Origin of the sequence: Saccharopolyspora antibiotica (assembly GCF_047200635.1) — a bacterium.
GTDB lineage: Bacteria > Actinomycetota > Actinomycetes > Mycobacteriales > Pseudonocardiaceae > Saccharopolyspora_C.
This window is the reverse complement of record NZ_JBJZOI010000017.1, coordinates 118,256-133,661: the sequence shown is the minus strand read 5'-3', so window position 1 is coordinate 133,661 and position 15,406 is coordinate 118,256. Positions and strand designations below refer to the sequence as shown.

At 74.3% G+C, this 15,406-nt stretch carries 16 protein-coding genes; 9 read left to right on the top strand and 7 right to left on the bottom strand.

Going from position 1 to position 15,406, the window contains the following annotated elements; translation table 11 throughout:
* Positions 1 to 16: 16 nt before the first annotated feature.
* From ACL03H_RS15930 to ACL03H_RS15920, 3 genes are all read left to right on the top strand, one after another.
* Positions 17 to 994: a 3,4-dihydroxy-2-butanone-4-phosphate synthase gene (locus ACL03H_RS15930; protein WP_412812020.1), complete on the top strand. Its 978-nt coding sequence runs from the start codon at positions 17 to 19 to the stop codon at positions 992 to 994.
* A 283-nt stretch (positions 995 to 1,277) separates the two neighbouring features.
* Positions 1,278 to 2,216: a DedA family protein gene (locus ACL03H_RS15925; protein WP_412812019.1), complete on the top strand. Its 939-nt coding sequence runs from the start codon at positions 1,278 to 1,280 to the stop codon at positions 2,214 to 2,216.
* A gap of 322 nt (positions 2,217 to 2,538) precedes the next feature.
* Complete coding sequence (locus ACL03H_RS15920; RefSeq protein ID WP_412812018.1) at positions 2,539 to 3,987, top strand: ArnT family glycosyltransferase; 1,449 nt, start codon at positions 2,539 to 2,541, stop codon at positions 3,985 to 3,987.
* A gap of 40 nt (positions 3,988 to 4,027) precedes the next feature.
* Here ACL03H_RS15920 and ACL03H_RS15915 read toward each other — a convergent pair whose 3' ends face one another.
* A complete protein-coding gene (locus ACL03H_RS15915; RefSeq protein WP_412812017.1) occupies positions 4,028 to 4,489 on the bottom strand; it encodes a nuclear transport factor 2 family protein in 462 nt (153 codons plus the stop codon).
* 118 nt (positions 4,490 to 4,607) lie between these two features.
* On the opposite strand from ACL03H_RS15915, the gene ACL03H_RS15910 reads away from it, so the two are divergent.
* Entirely contained in the window at positions 4,608 to 5,351 is a 744-nt protein-coding gene (locus ACL03H_RS15910; RefSeq protein WP_412812016.1) for a MerR family transcriptional regulator, read from the top strand.
* A gap of 19 nt (positions 5,352 to 5,370) precedes the next feature.
* On the opposite strand, the gene ACL03H_RS15905 is transcribed toward ACL03H_RS15910, so the two are convergent.
* The gene (locus tag ACL03H_RS15905) at positions 5,371 to 6,729 is read right to left on the bottom strand and encodes a hypothetical protein (protein ID WP_412812015.1); all 1,359 of its coding nucleotides are present in this window, start codon (positions 6,727 to 6,729) and stop codon (positions 5,371 to 5,373) included.
* A 143-nt stretch (positions 6,730 to 6,872) separates the two neighbouring features.
* Here ACL03H_RS15905 and ACL03H_RS15900 point away from each other — a divergent pair, with 143 nt between their 5' ends.
* Genes ACL03H_RS15900 through ACL03H_RS15885 form a run of 4 tightly spaced genes read left to right on the top strand, consistent with a single transcriptional unit; the run spans position 6,873 to position 9,977 of the window.
* The gene (locus tag ACL03H_RS15900) at positions 6,873 to 7,532 is read left to right on the top strand and encodes a glycosyltransferase family 2 protein (RefSeq protein ID WP_412812014.1); all 660 of its coding nucleotides are present in this window, start codon (positions 6,873 to 6,875) and stop codon (positions 7,530 to 7,532) included.
* Positions 7,529 to 8,191, top strand: coding sequence for a TIGR04282 family arsenosugar biosynthesis glycosyltransferase (locus ACL03H_RS15895; RefSeq protein WP_412812013.1), 663 nt, complete (start codon positions 7,529 to 7,531; stop codon positions 8,189 to 8,191). The genes ACL03H_RS15900 and ACL03H_RS15895 overlap by 4 nt, the downstream gene beginning before the upstream one ends.
* Complete coding sequence (locus ACL03H_RS15890) at positions 8,188 to 8,865, top strand: methyltransferase domain-containing protein (protein ID WP_412812041.1); 678 nt, start codon at positions 8,188 to 8,190, stop codon at positions 8,863 to 8,865. The genes ACL03H_RS15895 and ACL03H_RS15890 overlap by 4 nt, the downstream gene beginning before the upstream one ends.
* 53 nt (positions 8,866 to 8,918) lie before the next feature.
* The gene (locus ACL03H_RS15885) at positions 8,919 to 9,977 is read left to right on the top strand and encodes an NAD-dependent epimerase/dehydratase family protein (protein ID WP_412812012.1); all 1,059 of its coding nucleotides are present in this window, start codon (positions 8,919 to 8,921) and stop codon (positions 9,975 to 9,977) included.
* On the opposite strand, the gene ACL03H_RS15880 is transcribed toward ACL03H_RS15885, so the two are convergent.
* The 4 genes from ACL03H_RS15880 to ACL03H_RS15865 all read right to left on the bottom strand — a co-directional run bounded on the left by ACL03H_RS15880 (position 9,974) and on the right by ACL03H_RS15865 (position 13,568).
* The gene (locus ACL03H_RS15880; protein WP_412812011.1) at positions 9,974 to 11,017 is read right to left on the bottom strand and encodes a sensor histidine kinase; all 1,044 of its coding nucleotides are present in this window, start codon (positions 11,015 to 11,017) and stop codon (positions 9,974 to 9,976) included. The two genes, ACL03H_RS15885 and ACL03H_RS15880, sit on opposite strands and share 4 nt — an antisense overlap.
* A 93-nt stretch (positions 11,018 to 11,110) precedes the next feature.
* Positions 11,111 to 11,806, bottom strand: a complete 696-nt coding sequence (locus ACL03H_RS15875; protein ID WP_412812010.1) for a response regulator transcription factor — start codon at positions 11,804 to 11,806, stop codon at positions 11,111 to 11,113.
* 41 nt (positions 11,807 to 11,847) lie between these two features.
* Complete coding sequence (locus tag ACL03H_RS15870) at positions 11,848 to 12,315, bottom strand: hypothetical protein (protein ID WP_412812009.1); 468 nt, start codon at positions 12,313 to 12,315, stop codon at positions 11,848 to 11,850.
* Positions 12,315 to 13,568 carry a molybdopterin-dependent oxidoreductase gene (locus ACL03H_RS15865; protein ID WP_412812008.1) on the bottom strand — a complete coding sequence of 418 codons (1,254 nt, stop codon included), beginning with the start codon at positions 13,566 to 13,568 and terminating at the stop codon, positions 12,315 to 12,317. Before ACL03H_RS15865 ends, ACL03H_RS15870 begins: the two co-directional genes overlap by 1 nt.
* A gap of 320 nt (positions 13,569 to 13,888) precedes the next feature.
* Here ACL03H_RS15865 and ACL03H_RS15860 point away from each other — a divergent pair, with 320 nt between their 5' ends.
* Positions 13,889 to 14,113 (top strand): hypothetical protein, encoded by a 225-nt coding sequence (locus ACL03H_RS15860; protein ID WP_412812007.1) that lies wholly within the window; start codon positions 13,889 to 13,891, stop codon positions 14,111 to 14,113.
* Between the two features lie 55 nt (positions 14,114 to 14,168).
* On the opposite strand, the gene ACL03H_RS15855 is transcribed toward ACL03H_RS15860, so the two are convergent.
* A complete protein-coding gene (locus ACL03H_RS15855) occupies positions 14,169 to 15,164 on the bottom strand; it encodes an NlpC/P60 family protein (RefSeq protein ID WP_412812006.1) in 996 nt (331 codons plus the stop codon).
* Positions 15,165 to 15,406 lie beyond the last annotated feature (242 nt).

Here is a 15,406-nt window from a genome sequence, read left to right as displayed (position 1 = left end):
GATGGGAAGGACCCCCATGACCGCGATCGTCGAACCCGCCCGGCTCCGCGCTGACCGGGTGCCCGGAGCGCTGACCGACCTCGCCGCGGGCCGCCCCGTCGTCCTGCTGCACGAGGGGAGCGCGGACCTCGTCTTCGCCGCCGAGCTCGCGACCCCGTCCCTCGTGGCCTTCGCCGTCCGGCACACCGCGGGTCACCTCTGCGCGGCCCTTCCCGGCGACCGCGCCGACGAACTCCGCCTCCCGGCGCTCGGTCGCGACCGCTCCGGCACCGAGCACGCCGTCGCCGTCGACGCGAGCTCGGGAGTGTCGACCGGCATCTCCGCCACCGACCGGGCCCGCACCCTCGCCCTGCTGGCCCGGGACGACACCGGAGCCGACGAGTTCGCCCGCCCCGGCCACGTCGTGCCGCTGCGCGCGCGGCCCGGCGGTCGGGGCCGCGCGGAAGCGGTGGTGGACATCCTGTCCCTGGCCGGGCTGCGCCCGGTCGGAGGCCTGAGCGGCCTCGTCGACACCGACGTCGTGGAGTTCGCCCGCGAGCACGGCCTCACCGCGCTGCCCGCGACCGAGCTGGCGGCGCACCGGCGGCCGGTGGTCGACCGCTGCGCGGAGACCCGCCTTCCGCTGCCCGCCGGGGAGTTCCGCGCCATCGGCTACCGGAGCGACCAGGACCCCCACGAGCACCTGGCGCTCGTGCACGGCGATCCCGGGGAACGGGTGACGTTCCCGGTCCACGTCCACCACGAGTGCGCCCTGAGCATCCTGCCCACCACCACCTGCCGCTGCCGGACCTCGCTCGACGCGGCCCTGGCCGCGATCACCGCCCGCGGCGCCGGCGTCGTGCTCCTGCTCCGCCGCGCGAACTCCCTCGGCACCTGCTCACCGGATCCCAGCGGCTCGGCCCCGCTCCACGACGCCATCCTCGCCGACCTCGGCCTGGACCCGGCCGCCGCCGAGGTCCCCCGCCGGAGCGCGCACCCGTTGCCGCAGGGGTGAGGTGGGGCCCGGTGCCGTGCTCGGTCCGCTCCGCCGAGCACCCGCTTCTCCCGCGACAGCGGCGCGCGGTGCTTCCCCGCGCCTCGCTCCGGGTGCGATGAGCCGGTGTGACCAGGGACACGTGATCGCGGAGCTGGCACCGGTTGTCCATGCCGCTGCGGCATAGCCGAGACTTCTCCTCGATGAGGCGCTCGAGGCGCGGTTCGGTCAGCCGCCTCGCGCAGCACGTGTCGAACGGCCTCCTCGCCTCATCGAGGGGGTACGGCAGGGACGAAGGAGAGACATGACTGGTGCAGGCCGGAAGCAGCAGGAGCCCGGGCTGGAGGGCGAGACCGCCCCGCTCCTGCGCGTGCCGACCGAGGACGGGGTCCGCGGGGCTCCCTCCGCGCCCACGGAGACGGCGGGCGCGGCCTCGGAGACCCGGTCGGACGCTCCGTCGAAGAAGAAGCGGTTCCGCTGGCGCAGCAAGGACTACACGCCGGAGGAGCTGGAGGAGGCCCGGCAGGCCTTCCGCGACCAGATGCCGTGGGACCACCCGATGTCGCGCGGCGACAAGTTCCTGGTGTTCGCCACGTTCGGCGTGGTGCTGCTGATGATGGGGTCGATGCCGTTCCGGCCGTTCCTCATCGCCTCGCACCCGCTCGCGCTGAGCGCCGTGACCGGCAGCCTCTCGGCGATCGGCACCGGAGCCGCCTTCGCCCGCATCGGGGAGGCCGAGCTGTGGCTGGTCATCGCGGCCGGCGTGTTCGGCATGGTCAAGTTCGACTGGTTGTTCTGGCTCGCCGGGCGCCGCTGGGGCGCGAAGATCATCGAGCTGTGGGCGCCGGGTGAGTTCGGGAAGCGGTTCGTCGCGCGGGTGCAGTCCTGGCCGCGCTGGGCGATGCCGCTGGTCGTCATCGCCGCGGCCCTGCCCGGCATCCCCGCGCCCGCGGTGTTCGCCGTGGCCGGGGTGAGCGGGATGGGCCTGGTGTCCTTCCTGCTGTTCGACGCGATCGGTGCCGCGATGATCGCGGGCCTGGTCGCGGGGCTCGGCTACGGAGTGGGGCAGCACGCCGTCGACCTCGTCCTGATGATCGACGACTACGCCCTCTACCTCACGCTGGCGCTGGTCGTCTGGGTCTCGATCCAGGCGAGCGTGAAGGCCCAGAAGAAGGAGAAGGAGAAGAAGGCGAAGAAGGAGCAGGAGAAGGCGCAGGAGGCGCAGGCGCAGCAGCAGGCCTGATCCGCCCGGATCCTCCGCGGCCGCCGCGCCCCGAACGGGACGCGGCGGCCGCGTCCTCGCGCACCCGCGGGAAACCGGTCCGGCGTGCTCGCGGTGGGAGCGGCAGGAGACGCTCGCCCCCAGCCGCGCGTGCGCTCGGTCCCGCTCACTCGGTCCGCGACGCGGAGGTCGCGAGAGCCTCCGCCGCCCTGCCGCACCCCCGCGACGCCTCGGTCGCGGCGCGCGGGTCGAGCAGCAGCTGACCCGGCCACCGCCCCGCTCGGCTCGGCCAGCGCGCCGCGGCAGGGCGTCCCTGATCATCGGAAGACTGGAGCGCGCACCGATGCGGATCTCACGGCCGGCCTGGGGCCCGGTGTCGATCGTCGCCGGGATCGTCGCCGTCGCGCACCTGGTGCTGGCCGCCGTGCCGCGCAGGTGGTTCGACGAGGACCTGATGGTCGCGATCGGGCGTGACCACCTGGACTGGGGCGCGGTGGACCAGCCCCCGCTGACCCCGCTGCTGGCGGGGGCGGCCGAGGCGATCGCGCCGGGTGATCAGGTCGTGCTGGCGCTCCCGGCGGTGCTGGCCACGGCCGCGGCGATCGTGCTGACCGCGCTGATGGCCCGGGAGCTCGGGGGTGACCGGCGGGCGCAGGTGCTGGCCGCGCTGGGGCAGGCGACCTGCGTGGCCGCCGCCCAGTTCGGGCACTGGCTGACGCCCTACACCCTGGAACCGGCGCTGTGGGCGGGGCTGTTCTGGTTGCTGCTGCGGTGGATCCGGCTTCGCGACGACCGGCTGCTGCTGTTGCTCGGCGCGGTCGCGGGGCTCGCCGCGCAGACCCGGTTCCAGGTGCTGGCGCTGGGGATCGTCCTGCTCGGCGCGGTCGCGCTCGCGGGTCCGCACGAGCTGCTGCGTCGCCCGCGTCTGTGGGCGGGCGTCGCGCTGGGCCTCGTGATCGCGGCGCCCACGCTGGCCTGGCAGGCGTCGCACGGCTGGCCGCAGGCGGACATGGCGCGGGTGGTGGCGCACGAGAACGAGCTGATCTACGGGAGTCGCCTGCTCGTCGTGCTGCACAGCGCGGCCGTCACCGGCCCGCTGACCCTCGGGCTCCTGGTGTGCGGGCTCGCCGCGCTCTGCAGGGGGGAGCGGTGGCGCGAGCACCGCTTCCTCGCGGTGGTGTTCGGCGTGCTGCTCGCGGCCGTCGTGCTGAGTGGGGGGCGCCACTACTACCTGCTCCCGCTCTGCACCCCGTACCTCGCCGCCGGTGCCGTGGCGCTGCAACACCGCCGGGAGGCGGGAAAGCGGCGGGCCGCGTGGCCGGTCGTGGCGCTCAGCGCGGTGCTCGCCGCGGGCGCGCTGGGGTTCACCACCGTGATGGCCTCGCCGCGGTTCGCCGACGAGCTGGTGACCACGACCGCGAGCGCCTTCCGGGAGATCCCGCCCGAGCAGCGGGCCCGCACCGCTCTCGGCGCGACGCCCTACGTCTACGCGACCTACCTCGACACCGCCCCGGCGGAGCTCGGGCTCCCGCCCGCCGCCAGCACCAACCGCGCCTACGGCTGGTTCGCGCCGCCGCCGGAGCGCCAGGACCGGATGCTGTTCGTCGGAGACCCGGGGCGGCTGCGATCGTCGTTCGCCGAGGCCCGCCCGGTCGCGGAGGTGGACGCCCCGACCCCGCTGGGCACCTACGGGGGCCTGGTCCCCGAGCGCACCACGATCTGGCTGCTCACCGGCCGCACCGCACCGTGGGCCGAGCTCTGGCCGGAGCACCGCGACCTCGAACTCGGCTGACCCCCTCGGCCCGGCTCGCGGAGGGGCGGGCCGACCCGGCTCAGCGCAGCGGGAGTTCCGGGCCGCGCTCCCCGGGCGGGCGGGGCCCGGTGATGCGCCGTTCGGCCTCGGTGATCGCGACGTCGTTGATGCTGGCCTCGCGGCGGGACATCAGCCCCCGCTCGGTGAACTCCCACTGCTCGTTGCCGTAGCTGCGCCACCACTGCCCGGCCAGGTCGCGGCACTCGTACTGGAACCGCACGGCGATCCGGTTCCCGTCGAAGGCCCAGAGCTCCTTGCGCAGCGCGTACTCCAGCTCGCGTTCCCACTTGGCGGCGAGGAACTCCCGGATCTCCTCGCGACCGCGCAGGAACACGTCGCGGTTCCGCCAGACCGAGTCCGGGGTGTAGGCGAGGGCCACCCGCCCGGGATCGCGGGTGTTCCAGGCGTCCTCGGCTGCCTGGACCTTCCGCACCGCCGTCTCCGGGGTGAACGGCGGGCAGGGCGGGCGGTCTTCGGACACGGCTGCTCCTCCCGGCGGTGGACACCTCCCGTTCTACTCCCCGCTTGACCCTGCCGCCGGGGCAGGGTGTGCACTGGGAGCGGGGCGCGGGGCCCCGGGAGGACGAACGAGGCGACGCATGACCTGGAGCACGCGGCAACTCGCCGATCTGGCGGGCTCGACGGTGAAGGCCATCCGGCACTACCACGACATCGGCCTGCTCGACGTGCCCGAGCGCGCCTCGAACGGGTACAAGCAGTACGAGGTCTCGCACCTGGTGCGGCTGCTGCAGATCAAGCGGCTGACCGACATGGGCCTGCCGCTCTCGCAGGTCCCGCCGCTGGAGAGCGACGATTCCGCCGAGTTGATCCGCGAGTTGGACGCGGACCTGGCGGCGACGGCTGAGCGGATCAGCCGGGTGCGCGCCGAACTCGCCGTCCTCCTGGAGCACCGCGCGCCGATGCACGTGCCCCCCGAGTTCGCCGCCGTGTCGTGGGATCTCCCCGAGGCCCACCGCTCCATGCTGATGGTCTACTCCCGACTGTTCAACGAGGACGCGAGAGCGTTCTCCCGGCGGCCGATCGAGGTTCCCGACGGCGTCGAGGACGAGTTCTCCGATCTTCCTGCCGACGCCGACGAGGACGCGGTCCTCCGGATCGCGGAGAAGCTGGTGCCGACCGTCCGCCGGAACCAGGACGAGCGTCCGGCCGAGAGCGACCCGGCCGCGGGCTCACCGCGCCGGAACCGGACGGCCCAGCACGCGATGGGGAAGGTCCTCCTGGAGACCTACAACCCGGCGCAGCTGCGCGTCCTCCGGCACATCGACGCGCGGCTGAACCGCGGTGCGGAGCGGGCGGAGGACCTGCCGGCCGACCGGGGCTGAGGCCCCCGAGCCGCGGTGCTCACCACGCGGTGAGCACCAGGGAGTTGACGGCGAAGGCGACCCCCGCCTGGGCTGCCAGCCACCACCTGCGGGACCGGTCGGGCAGCAGCGCGCCCGCCGCCACCAGCCACACCGCGAACGGCAGCCAGATCCGCTCCACCTCGGCCTTCGACAGGCCGGACAGGTCCGCGGCGAGCACGGCCAGCACCGCTCCCGCCACCAGCGCCACCATCCCGGTCGCGGAACGCCGCTCACGCACCGACCGCACCAGCGCGGGCCCGAGCACGGGACCGGTCGCCATCGCGAAGCACCCGAGGTTCGCCCAGACCCAGTAACCGTAGGGCCGATCCGAGGCGATGCCCTGGTAGTAGCGCTGCACGACGAGCTCGTAGCCCTCCGGCCACCAGAACCCCGCCGACGCGAACACCAGCACCACCGCGCTCGCGCCAGCGATCGCCAGGCCCAGCGCCGCCCAGCGCCGGGTCACCACCACGACGGCGAGCGCGATCGCTCCGATGAGCAGCAACCCGTAGGACAGGAAGATCCCGAACCCCAGCACCGCTCCCGCCACCGCGGCCCAGCCGAGGCGTCCGGTGCAGCCGAGCGCGAGCAGCGCGACGCCGATCGAGGTCACGCCGGTGAACAGGCCGTCGGCGGACGCGCCCACCCACACCGCCCCGGGGAACACCGCCAGGAACGGGAGGGACCGCCTGGCCAGGTCCGGGTGGCCGAGGGCCGCCACGGTGACCGGCACGGCCGTCGCGGCCGCCGCGCCCACCAGGACGCAGACGACCCCGGCCGCCGCACCACCACCCAGACCGATCCGGTCCAGCCACACGAACACCAGGGTCGCGCCGGGAGGATGGCCCGAAACGTGGGTGGCCCAGGAATCGGGCCGGTGGTCCAGGATCCGGCCGCTGAAGGTGCGGAGCATCTCAGCGGCATCGGTGATCCCGGGCACCTCGACGAGGTACTCCGAGCCCGTGGTCAGCCGTTCCGCGACGCCGCGCCGCCAGCCGTCGATCAGCGCGAGGGAGCAGGTCCACGCGACGGCGGTCACCCAGGTCGCGGCCAGCGCCCGGCGCCAGGGCAGCCGCTCCGCGAGCCCGGGTCCGAAGACCACCACCATCGCTCCGATGAGGACGGTCGGGATCGAGCCCGGACCGGCGTGCGGGTGGAAGGTGCCGAGCACCGGCCACTCCCCGAACAGGGGGCCCGCTCCGGCGAAGGAATCGGGGCCGAGCTGCCGATCCGGGTTCCACCACAGGCAGCCGACCACCGCGGCGAGCACCAGCGCGAGCACGGCACCGCCGGCGAGGAGGTCCCCGCGCCGCCGGAGGAAGCCGCGGACCGGTGCGGAACGGCTCAGAGCGATCACGACCGGAACGTAGGGCGGGTCCGGCCGGAGCGGCCAGCGCGCGCTCCGATCCGTCAGCGCTTCGTAAGAACCGCGCTGACGTCATGATTCGGTAAGGTGCGACGAGGTTCCCGCCCGCGCCGCGCGGCCCTAGCGTCATCGGCGTGACCGAACTCAGATGCAGCGTCGACGTGATCCTGCCCTGCCTGGACGAGGCGGCCGCCCTGCCCGGCGTGCTGGCCCGGATTCCCCCGCGATACCGGGCGATCGTGGTGGACAACGGTTCCACCGACGGTTCGCCGGAGGTCGCTTCCCAGCACGGCGCGACCGTGGTGCACGAGCCGAGGCGCGGGTACGGCGCCGCTGTCCACACCGGACTGGAGGCCGCCGCGGCGGAGATCGTCTGCGTGCTGGACGCGGACGGTTCCCTCGACGGTGCGATGCTCCCGAGCCTGGTGGCGGAGGTCGCACCGCGAACGCTCGCCGTGGGGGCGCGGCAGCCGAGCACCCGGTCCGCGTGGCCGTGGCACGCCCGCGCGGGCAACCGCCTGCTGGCGGCGGCGCTCCGGGGTCGCGGACTGCCGGTGACCGACATCGGGCCGGTCCGCGCCGCGCGGCGGGTCGACCTGCTCGCGCTGGACGTGCGCGATCGCGCCTTCGGCTATCCGCTCGAGGTGCTGCTGCGGGCCGCGGCGGACCGCTGGCGGGTCGTCGAGCTGCCGGTCGCCTACCACCCCCGGACCGCCGGAACCCGCAGCAAGGTGTCCGGGTCGGTCCGGGGTACGGCTCGTGCGATCCGGGACATGGCGGGGGTGCTGCGGTGAACCGGATCGTGCTGGTGCTGGCCAAGGCCCCGGAGGCCGGCCGGGCGAAGACGCGGCTCACCCCCGAGGTGAGCTCCCGGCAGGCGGCGCGGATCGCCGCCGCCGCGCTGCTGGACACGGTGGAAGCGGCGCTGGCGGTGCCGGACGCGCACGTGCGGGTGGCGTTGCACGGCGACCCGGCCCGCGGCGAGCGCGCGGCGGAACTGGCCGAGCTGCTCGGCCGCTGCGAGGTCGTACCGCAGCGCGGCGGTGGTCTCCCCGAACGGCTCGCCCACGCCCACGCCGACGTCGCCGCCGAACACCCGGGCTCACCGGTCGTGCAGATCGGGATGGACACCCCGCAGGTCACGGCCAGGATCCTCGACGGAGCTCTCGCGCGGCTCGCTTCGTGCGACGCGGTTCTCGGCCGGGCCGCGGACGGCGGCTGGTGGTGCCTCGGCCTGAACGACCCGGCGGACGCGGCATGGCTGGGGGACGTGCCGACTTCGCGCGGGGACACCGGCGCCCGCACCCTCGCCGCCCTCCGGGCCAGGGGGCACCGCGTCGGCGCCCTGCCCCCGATGTCCGATGTGGACACCATGCCCGACGCGCGGGAAGTGGCGACCGCCTGCCCGGGCGGCCGGTTCGCGCGGGCGGTCGCGGAGGTGACCGCGTGCTGACCGGGTTCGAGCCGGGCTTGCTGGGGCGGCGGGTGGTGCTCCAGACCAGCGGGGGAGCGAGGATACCGATGGACGTCGACCGGTGGCGGGCGGAATCGGGGGCGGGCGACGAGCCGCTGCTGGCCGCCTGCACCGGTCCCACCATCGACCTGGGGTGCGGTCCGGGGCGGTTGACCGCCGCGCTCACCGCTCGCGGCGTGGTCACGCTCGGCGTCGACATCTCGCCGGTCGCCGTCGCCCTCACCCGCCGCCGGGGTGGCTCGGCGGTCCGCCGCGACCTGTTCGACCGGTTGCCCGGCGAGGGGCGCTGGCGGCACGCGCTGCTGGCCGACGGCAACATCGGCATCGGCGGGGATCCGGTCGCCCTCCTGCTGCGCGTCGCCGAGCTGCTCGCTCCGGGCGGCACCGCGCTGGTCGAGGTCGAACCTCCCGGGACCGGCATGTTCAGCGACCGGGTGCGGCTGGCGGAGGAGAACGGCGTCGCGCGGCGGGCGGCGGCCGACGGGCGGAGGCCGGGGGAGTGGTTCCGGTGGGCCTGGCTCGACGCCGCCTCGCTGGCGCGGATCGCGCCGCCCTGCGGGCTCGCGCCCGCGTGGACCGGGTACCGGGCGGGCCGGTGGTTCGCCGCCCTGGTGCGACCGGTCCCGAGCGCGGCGGATGTTACCGAATCCTGACGGCGGCCGCCGATCCGTCGCGCCGTTCCCGCGCTGCGGCATACCGTGGTGACGTGCGAGTTCTCCTCACCGGCGGAGCCGGTTTCATCGGTTCCCACGTAGCCGACCAGTTGTCCGCGGCGGGCCACGACGTCGTCCTCGTCGACGATCTGCTGCCCCAGGCGCACGGCAGCGGCGGGCCGCCCGGCCACGTGCGCGAGCACCGCTTCGTCAGGGGCAGCACGACGAATCCGGACGTGCTGCGCCCCCTGCTGTCCGAAGTGGACGCGGTCTGCCACCAGGCGGCACTGGTCGGGCACGGCCTGACGCCCGGGGACGCGCCGGCGTACGCGCTGCACAACGACTACGGCACCGCCGTGCTGCTGGCCGAGATGCACGCCGCCGGCGTGGCGAAGCTCGTGCTCGCGTCCTCGATGGTCGTCTACGGCGAGGGCCGGTACTCGTGCGAGGCGCACGGCGTCGTGGCCCCGCAGCCCCGGCAGGACGCCGACGTCCGGGCCGGGATGTTCGATCCCCGCTGCCCGGAGTGCGCACGGCCCCTGCGTTCCCGGACGGTGCCCGAGGACGCCCCGCTCCGGCCTCGGAGCACCTACGCGGCGACCAAGCTGGCGCAGGAGCACCTCGCCGCGGCGTGGTCCAGGCAGACCGGGGGCGAGGTCTGGGCCCTGCGCTACCACAACGCGTACGGCCCGCGGATGCCGAGGAACACCCCGTACGCCGGAGTGGCCTCGTTGTTCCGCTCGGCGCTGGAGCGAGGAGAGGCGCCGACCGTGCTGGAGGACGGCGACCAGCGCCGCGACTTCGTTCACGTGCGGGACGTCGCCAGGGCGAACGTCCTCGCGCTCGAAGCTGCCGGGGCACCGGGCGAGCTCACCGCGCTCAACGTGTGCTCCGGCGCGGCGCACACCGTCGGGGATCTGGCCCGAGCGCTCGCCGCCGCCTGCGGCGGCCCCGAGCCGCGCATCGTGGGCGGCGCGCGGACCGCGGACGTCCGGCACGTCGTCGCCGATCCGACGCGGGCGGAGGAGGTGCTCGGGTTCCGGGCGCGAGTGTCGTTCGCCGCCGGGATCGCGTCGTTCGCGAGCGAGCCGCTCCGCGACCCGGTCGGCTAGGCGGCGAGGGGCAACCGGACCTCGAACCGGCAGCCCGGGCCGTGGTTGTGCACACCGATCCGCCCGCGGTGCGCTTCGACCAGGCCCTTGGCGATCGCCAGGCCGATGCCGCCTCCGGCGTCGCCGGAGCGGTCCGGGGTCCGGGCCTGCGTCCCGCGGAAGGCCACGTCGAAGACCTGTCCGATCTCGTCGTCCGGGATCCCGCCGCACGCGTCCTCCACGGCGAGGAGCGCCTCGCCGTCCTCGACCCGCACGTGGATCGCCACCGCGCCTTCCCCCGGGGTGTGGCGGATCGCGTTCGAGACCAGGTTGCCCACCACCCGCGTCAGCTCCGGATCGCTGCCGCTGACCACGGGCCAGTGCTCGGCGACCGTGCGGACCTCGACGTTCTTCCGGCTCGCCACCGCGGTGTGCGCTCCGAGCGCTCCGTCGACCACGTCCCGCAGCGGGACCGCCGACATCGTCAACCGCAGCGCGCCCGCGGTGATCCGGGAGAGCTCGAACAGGTCGTTCACCATCCCGGTCAGCCGGGTCGCCTCACCGTTGATGCGCGCCGCGTAGTCCGCGACCTCCCGCTCCTCCGAGACGACACCGTCCGCCAGCGCCTCGGACATGGCGCGGATACCGGCGAGGGGACTCCGCAGGTCGTGGCTGATCCACGCCACCAGGTCGCGCCGGGCGGCTTCGCCCGCGCGCTCCCGCTCCCGCGCTTCCCGCTCCCACACGCTGCGCCGGGCGATCCCGCGGCCCAGCAGCACGGCGGCGGGCACGGCGAACACCGCGACCAGCAGCGACACGGCCAGCACCGTCGCCAGCACCGGCGTGAACATGAACCCGGAGACGCCGAGCACGCCCGCGAACGTGGTTCCCACCGGGATCAGCACCAGCACGGTCAGCGTCGAGGTGAGCGAACCGCGGCGGAGCCGGTGCAACAGCGCGCCGCCCAGCAGCGCCACCGGCACGGTGCACCCGAGGGCGACCGGCAGGATGTGCCACAGGTGCAGGAGCACCGCTCGAAACGACTCGTCCGACCCGATCACGACGACCTCCTCCCGAACCGGAGCGCGAGCGCGCACCGGTCACCGACGATGATCGCGCCCCACCGCCGTGGGCCCGTCCCCGGCCCGTCCCCGTCAGCCACCGCGGTCGTAGCGGTACCCGATGCCCCAGACCGTCGCGATGCGCACCGGGTTCGCCGGGTCGCGCTCGACCTTCTCGCGCAGCCGGCGGACGTGCACCGTCACCGTCGAGTGATCGCCGAAGTCCCAGCCCCACACCTTCCCGAGCAGCTCCGAGCGGGAGAACACCACTCCGGGGTGCGCGAGCAGGAACGCCAGCAGGTCGAACTCCCGCACCGTCAGCGGAAGTTCCACCCCGTCCAGCTCGGCGTGCCGGGCAGCGGTGTCGAGCACCAGCCCCGCGTCGCGGACCTCGGCCGACACCGGATCGAGCCGGCGCGGCCGGGTGCGGCGCAGGATGGAGTCGACCCGCAACGCCAGTTCGCGCGGGCTGAACGGCTTGGTCACGTAGTCGTCGGCGCCGAGCCGCAGACCGGCGATGCGGTTCTCCTCCTCGCCGAGCGCGGTGAGCAGCACCACGGGCACCTCGCTCTCCCGCCGAAGCCTGCGGCACACCTCCAAGCCGTTGATCCCCGGCATCATCACGTCCAGGACCACCAGGTCAGCCCGGTTCCGGGCGAACGCCCGCAGTCCGGCCGCGCCGTCTCCGACGACCTCCACGGCGTAGCCGCTCGCTTCGAGGTACCGGCGCACCACGTCGCGCACCGTCACATCGTCGTCGACGACCAGCACCCTCGCGTCCGCAGCCACGACCGCACGGTAGCCCGCGACCGGCCCCGGCGACCGAGCCGTCACCGTTCGGTAAGAACTCCGCGCCGGGCGAACCGGTGCGCCGCGACGCGGGCGGCGTAGATCGCGGCGGAGGTGGCGAACATCGCCAGGACCAACCAGAGCCAGCGGCCCAGGTAGGGGTGCTGGCTCAGCGAGGTCGCGGCCAGGTGCGCGTCCTCGCTGAGCCGGAGGATGCCGGGAAGGAACAGCAGGAAGGTGAGCCCGGCGCCCAGCACGGGCATCCGGACGTGGTTGATCAGCGGTACCGCTCGGCGCGGCAGCCTCCGCAGCGCGCCGTCGGCCACGGCGCAGAGCGGGAACAGCACGAAGTCGTGCACCACGGCGCTGCCCGCGAACCAAAGCAGGACCGAGGGCAGCGAGGGATCGCCGAGCAGGTGCGAACCCGCGTAGGCGGCGAGCGCCGCGCAGGGCAGCAGCACCAGCAGGTGCGCCGGTCGCCGGCCGTAGAACTCGGTGAACCGCGTCATCACGCCTCCTGGAAGTCGAGGGAACCGACCCACTTCGTGCACCGGACGCCGGGGAGCGCGGGAACGATGATGCGGGCGGGGAATCCGTGGTCGAGGCTCAGGTCCACCCCGTTGACCTTCAGCGCCAGCAGCGAGTCCGGGTCGAGGACCTGTCCGGCGGTGAGCACCGCGCGCGCGAACGGGCCCTCTTCGAGGGAGTTCGCCACCACCCCGCCCGGCGCCGCCACCCCGCTGAGCGCGGCCAGGTCGCGCAGCCGCACCCCGCTCCAGTCCTGCACCGTCGACCACCCCTCGACGCAGGCGATCGGCAGCCGCGCCGAGTGCTGCGGCAGGGCCAGCAAATCGGTGCGGCTGAGGACCTGGTCGTCGCCGGTCCCGCGCACCGCGAGCCGCCAGTCCGGACCGGTCGCGGCGGTGGTGATCCCGGCCGCGGTGGCGGTCCTGTTGATCGGGAACCCGTTGGGCCCCGGCCCCGGTTGCCTGCCGCGCGGCAGCAGCAGCGCCAGGTCGCGCAGCGGCCCACCGAGGGTTTGGCCCGCCGTGAGCGACCCGACCAGCAGGGAGCCGCCGCCGACGGTGGCGAGCAGGCCGCGCCGGCTCAGCGTGGGCCGGTCCGGGTTCGCGGGGACCAGTCCGCTGCCGTCGTCCTGCTCCGGTGCGGTCGCCGCCAGCGGGGTGCTGAGCTCGCGGCGAAGCGACCGGCTCCGCAGCGCCCGCACCATCGTCGGCGCCTTGAGCGCGACGTGCGCGGTGAAGGCCGCGATGAACACCCACGCGCCGAGGTAGTGGGCGGTGTAGAAGCTGAACCCGAACGCGTAGTCGTACTGGATGTTGAGCACTCCGGTGACGATCTCGAACAGCACGCTGCCGACCAGCAGCAGCACCGATGCGCGCTCCAGCAGCTGCGCCGGTGAGCTGACCGGCGGCCACGCGAACAGCTTCGGGATGACCGACCACAACTTCGCCAGCACCACCGGGACCAGCACCAGACCCAGGCCCACGTGCAGGCCCTGGGTCAGCCGGAACAGCCACGACGGTCGCGTCGGCCAGTCGAACGCGGGCAGGCGGAGCGGACCCACGTCCCCCGGAATTCCCCGGCCCGGCCCGTACGCCACGTAGTCCAGCAGTCCGGTGAGGACCACCAGCGGCAGGCAGGCCAGCAGGACCGCGCCGAACACGGACGTCAACCACGGGCCGCGCAGCGGGCTGCGGAAGCGGATTCGGCTGCTGACGGGAGACCACGACCTTCGCATGTGGCCGATGCTAGGAGCGGTGGCACCGAGAACGGGGTTCTGCCGGTCAGCGGTCAGGAATTCGTAAGACCTCGCCGCGGGGGGCGGGAGCCGGTGGGGTTCGGGAGAGTTTTCCCTCTGTTGCGCTGCGCCGCCCTCGTCGCCGGTTCTGGCGGGGCACCGTTGGGATCGACTTGCGGGGCGGGGTCGAACCCGGGGAGATCCCGGGTGGCCGTCTCGGCGCGGATCCGGCGACGTCGTCGTCCGCCTCCCCGCGATCCGGCGATCACGGCCGCGGAATCGGCCGGGGCGCCGTCCTGTCCGTTGACGAAGGGAGAGCCGTGAAGAAGCTCGCTGTCGGTGCCGTGCTCGGAATGGGGATGCTGCTGGCGACCGCCACGCCCGCCATGGCGGGGGGCTACGTCTACACCGGCAAGTGGTACAGCTCCGCCGCCGCGTGCGAGAAGGCCTGGGAGAACATGACCGGTGGCGGCGCGAGCCTGGGGCACCAGTGCCGCTACAACAAGGGCGGCAACGTTTACGAGCTCTGGGCCTACCGCCTCTGACGATCCGGGTCCCCGGAGAGCCGGCGGGATCCGCAGCGGATCCCGCCGGGCGCGGTCAGTTCGCGAAGCGGCGGACCGTGTTGATCTCGCCCATGTACTCGACCACCTCGACGGTGACGTCTTGGCCCTCGGTCGGCGCGTGCACCATCTTGCCGCCGCCGATGTAGATCCCGTCGTGGCTGCCCGAGCTGTAGAAGAAGATCACGTCGCCGGGCTTCATGTTGCTCTGCGAGACCTCCTGGCCCTCGGAGATCTGCGACTGGGTCGAGCTGGGCAGCGACACCCCGGCCTGCCGGAAGGCCCACTGCACGAGCCCGGAGCAGTCGAACTGCTCCGGCCCCTTGGCCCCGAACACGTACGGCGAGCCCTGCTTGCTCAGCGCGGCGTTCACCGCCTCGATCGCGGCGCCGGATCCGGGCAGCGAGCCGACATCGCTGCCGCCGCCGGACAGCGAGTCCTGCTCCTGCTCGCTCAGGCTCTCGTACTGCTCCTTCACCTCGGCGATCCGGGCGTCCATCTCGCCCTTGCGCCGGGCGATCTCGCCCTCCAGCCGCGCCGCCTCGGACTCGGCTCGCGCCGCGCGGTCGCGCCCCTCGGCCGATCGCCGCTCCGCGCCCTCGGCCTGGTCGGTGGCGCGGGCCAGCGCCCGGACCGCGTCGTCGTTGTCCCCGGCGAGCACGTCCATCGCCGAGGACCGGTCCAGGAAGTCGTCCGGCGACTCGCTGACCAGCAGCGCGGAGAGCTTGCTCATCCGGGCGCCCTGGTAGGAGGCTTTCGCGAACTCGTCGACCCGCTCGCGGAACCGGGCCTCCTCGGCCCGCGCCGCGTCGCCGATGCGCACGGCCTGCTCGGCGTCCGCGTTGGCGCGGTGCAGCTCGTCCTGGCGCTTCGCCCGGTCGTCCTGCGCCTTCTTGTACTGCTCGGTCAGCTCTTCGGCCTGCCGGCCCAGCTCCTTGAGCTGCTTCTGGGCGTCCGTCGCGGTGTCCGCGGGCTCGGCGATCGCCGGAGCGGAGGCGACTCCGACCGCGGTCGCGACCACGGTGGCCGCCACGGCGGCGTTCCTGGAACGCTTCAACCGGGATGGGGACGCTGAACGCACGTAACTCCTCTGCCGCTGCGGCCGCCCCCGGTGGACCGTCGGCGGTCCGGGGGCGCTTGTCCGAGTGCTCCGGACCGCTCGGTCCGGTGTGCTCCGCGGCGCCAGCGGCGTTCAGCTGATCACCGCGAAACCGCGGGACAGGGTACGCACCGCGGGACCAGGGGGGATGCGGGCGGGGTGCCTCACGCAGCGCG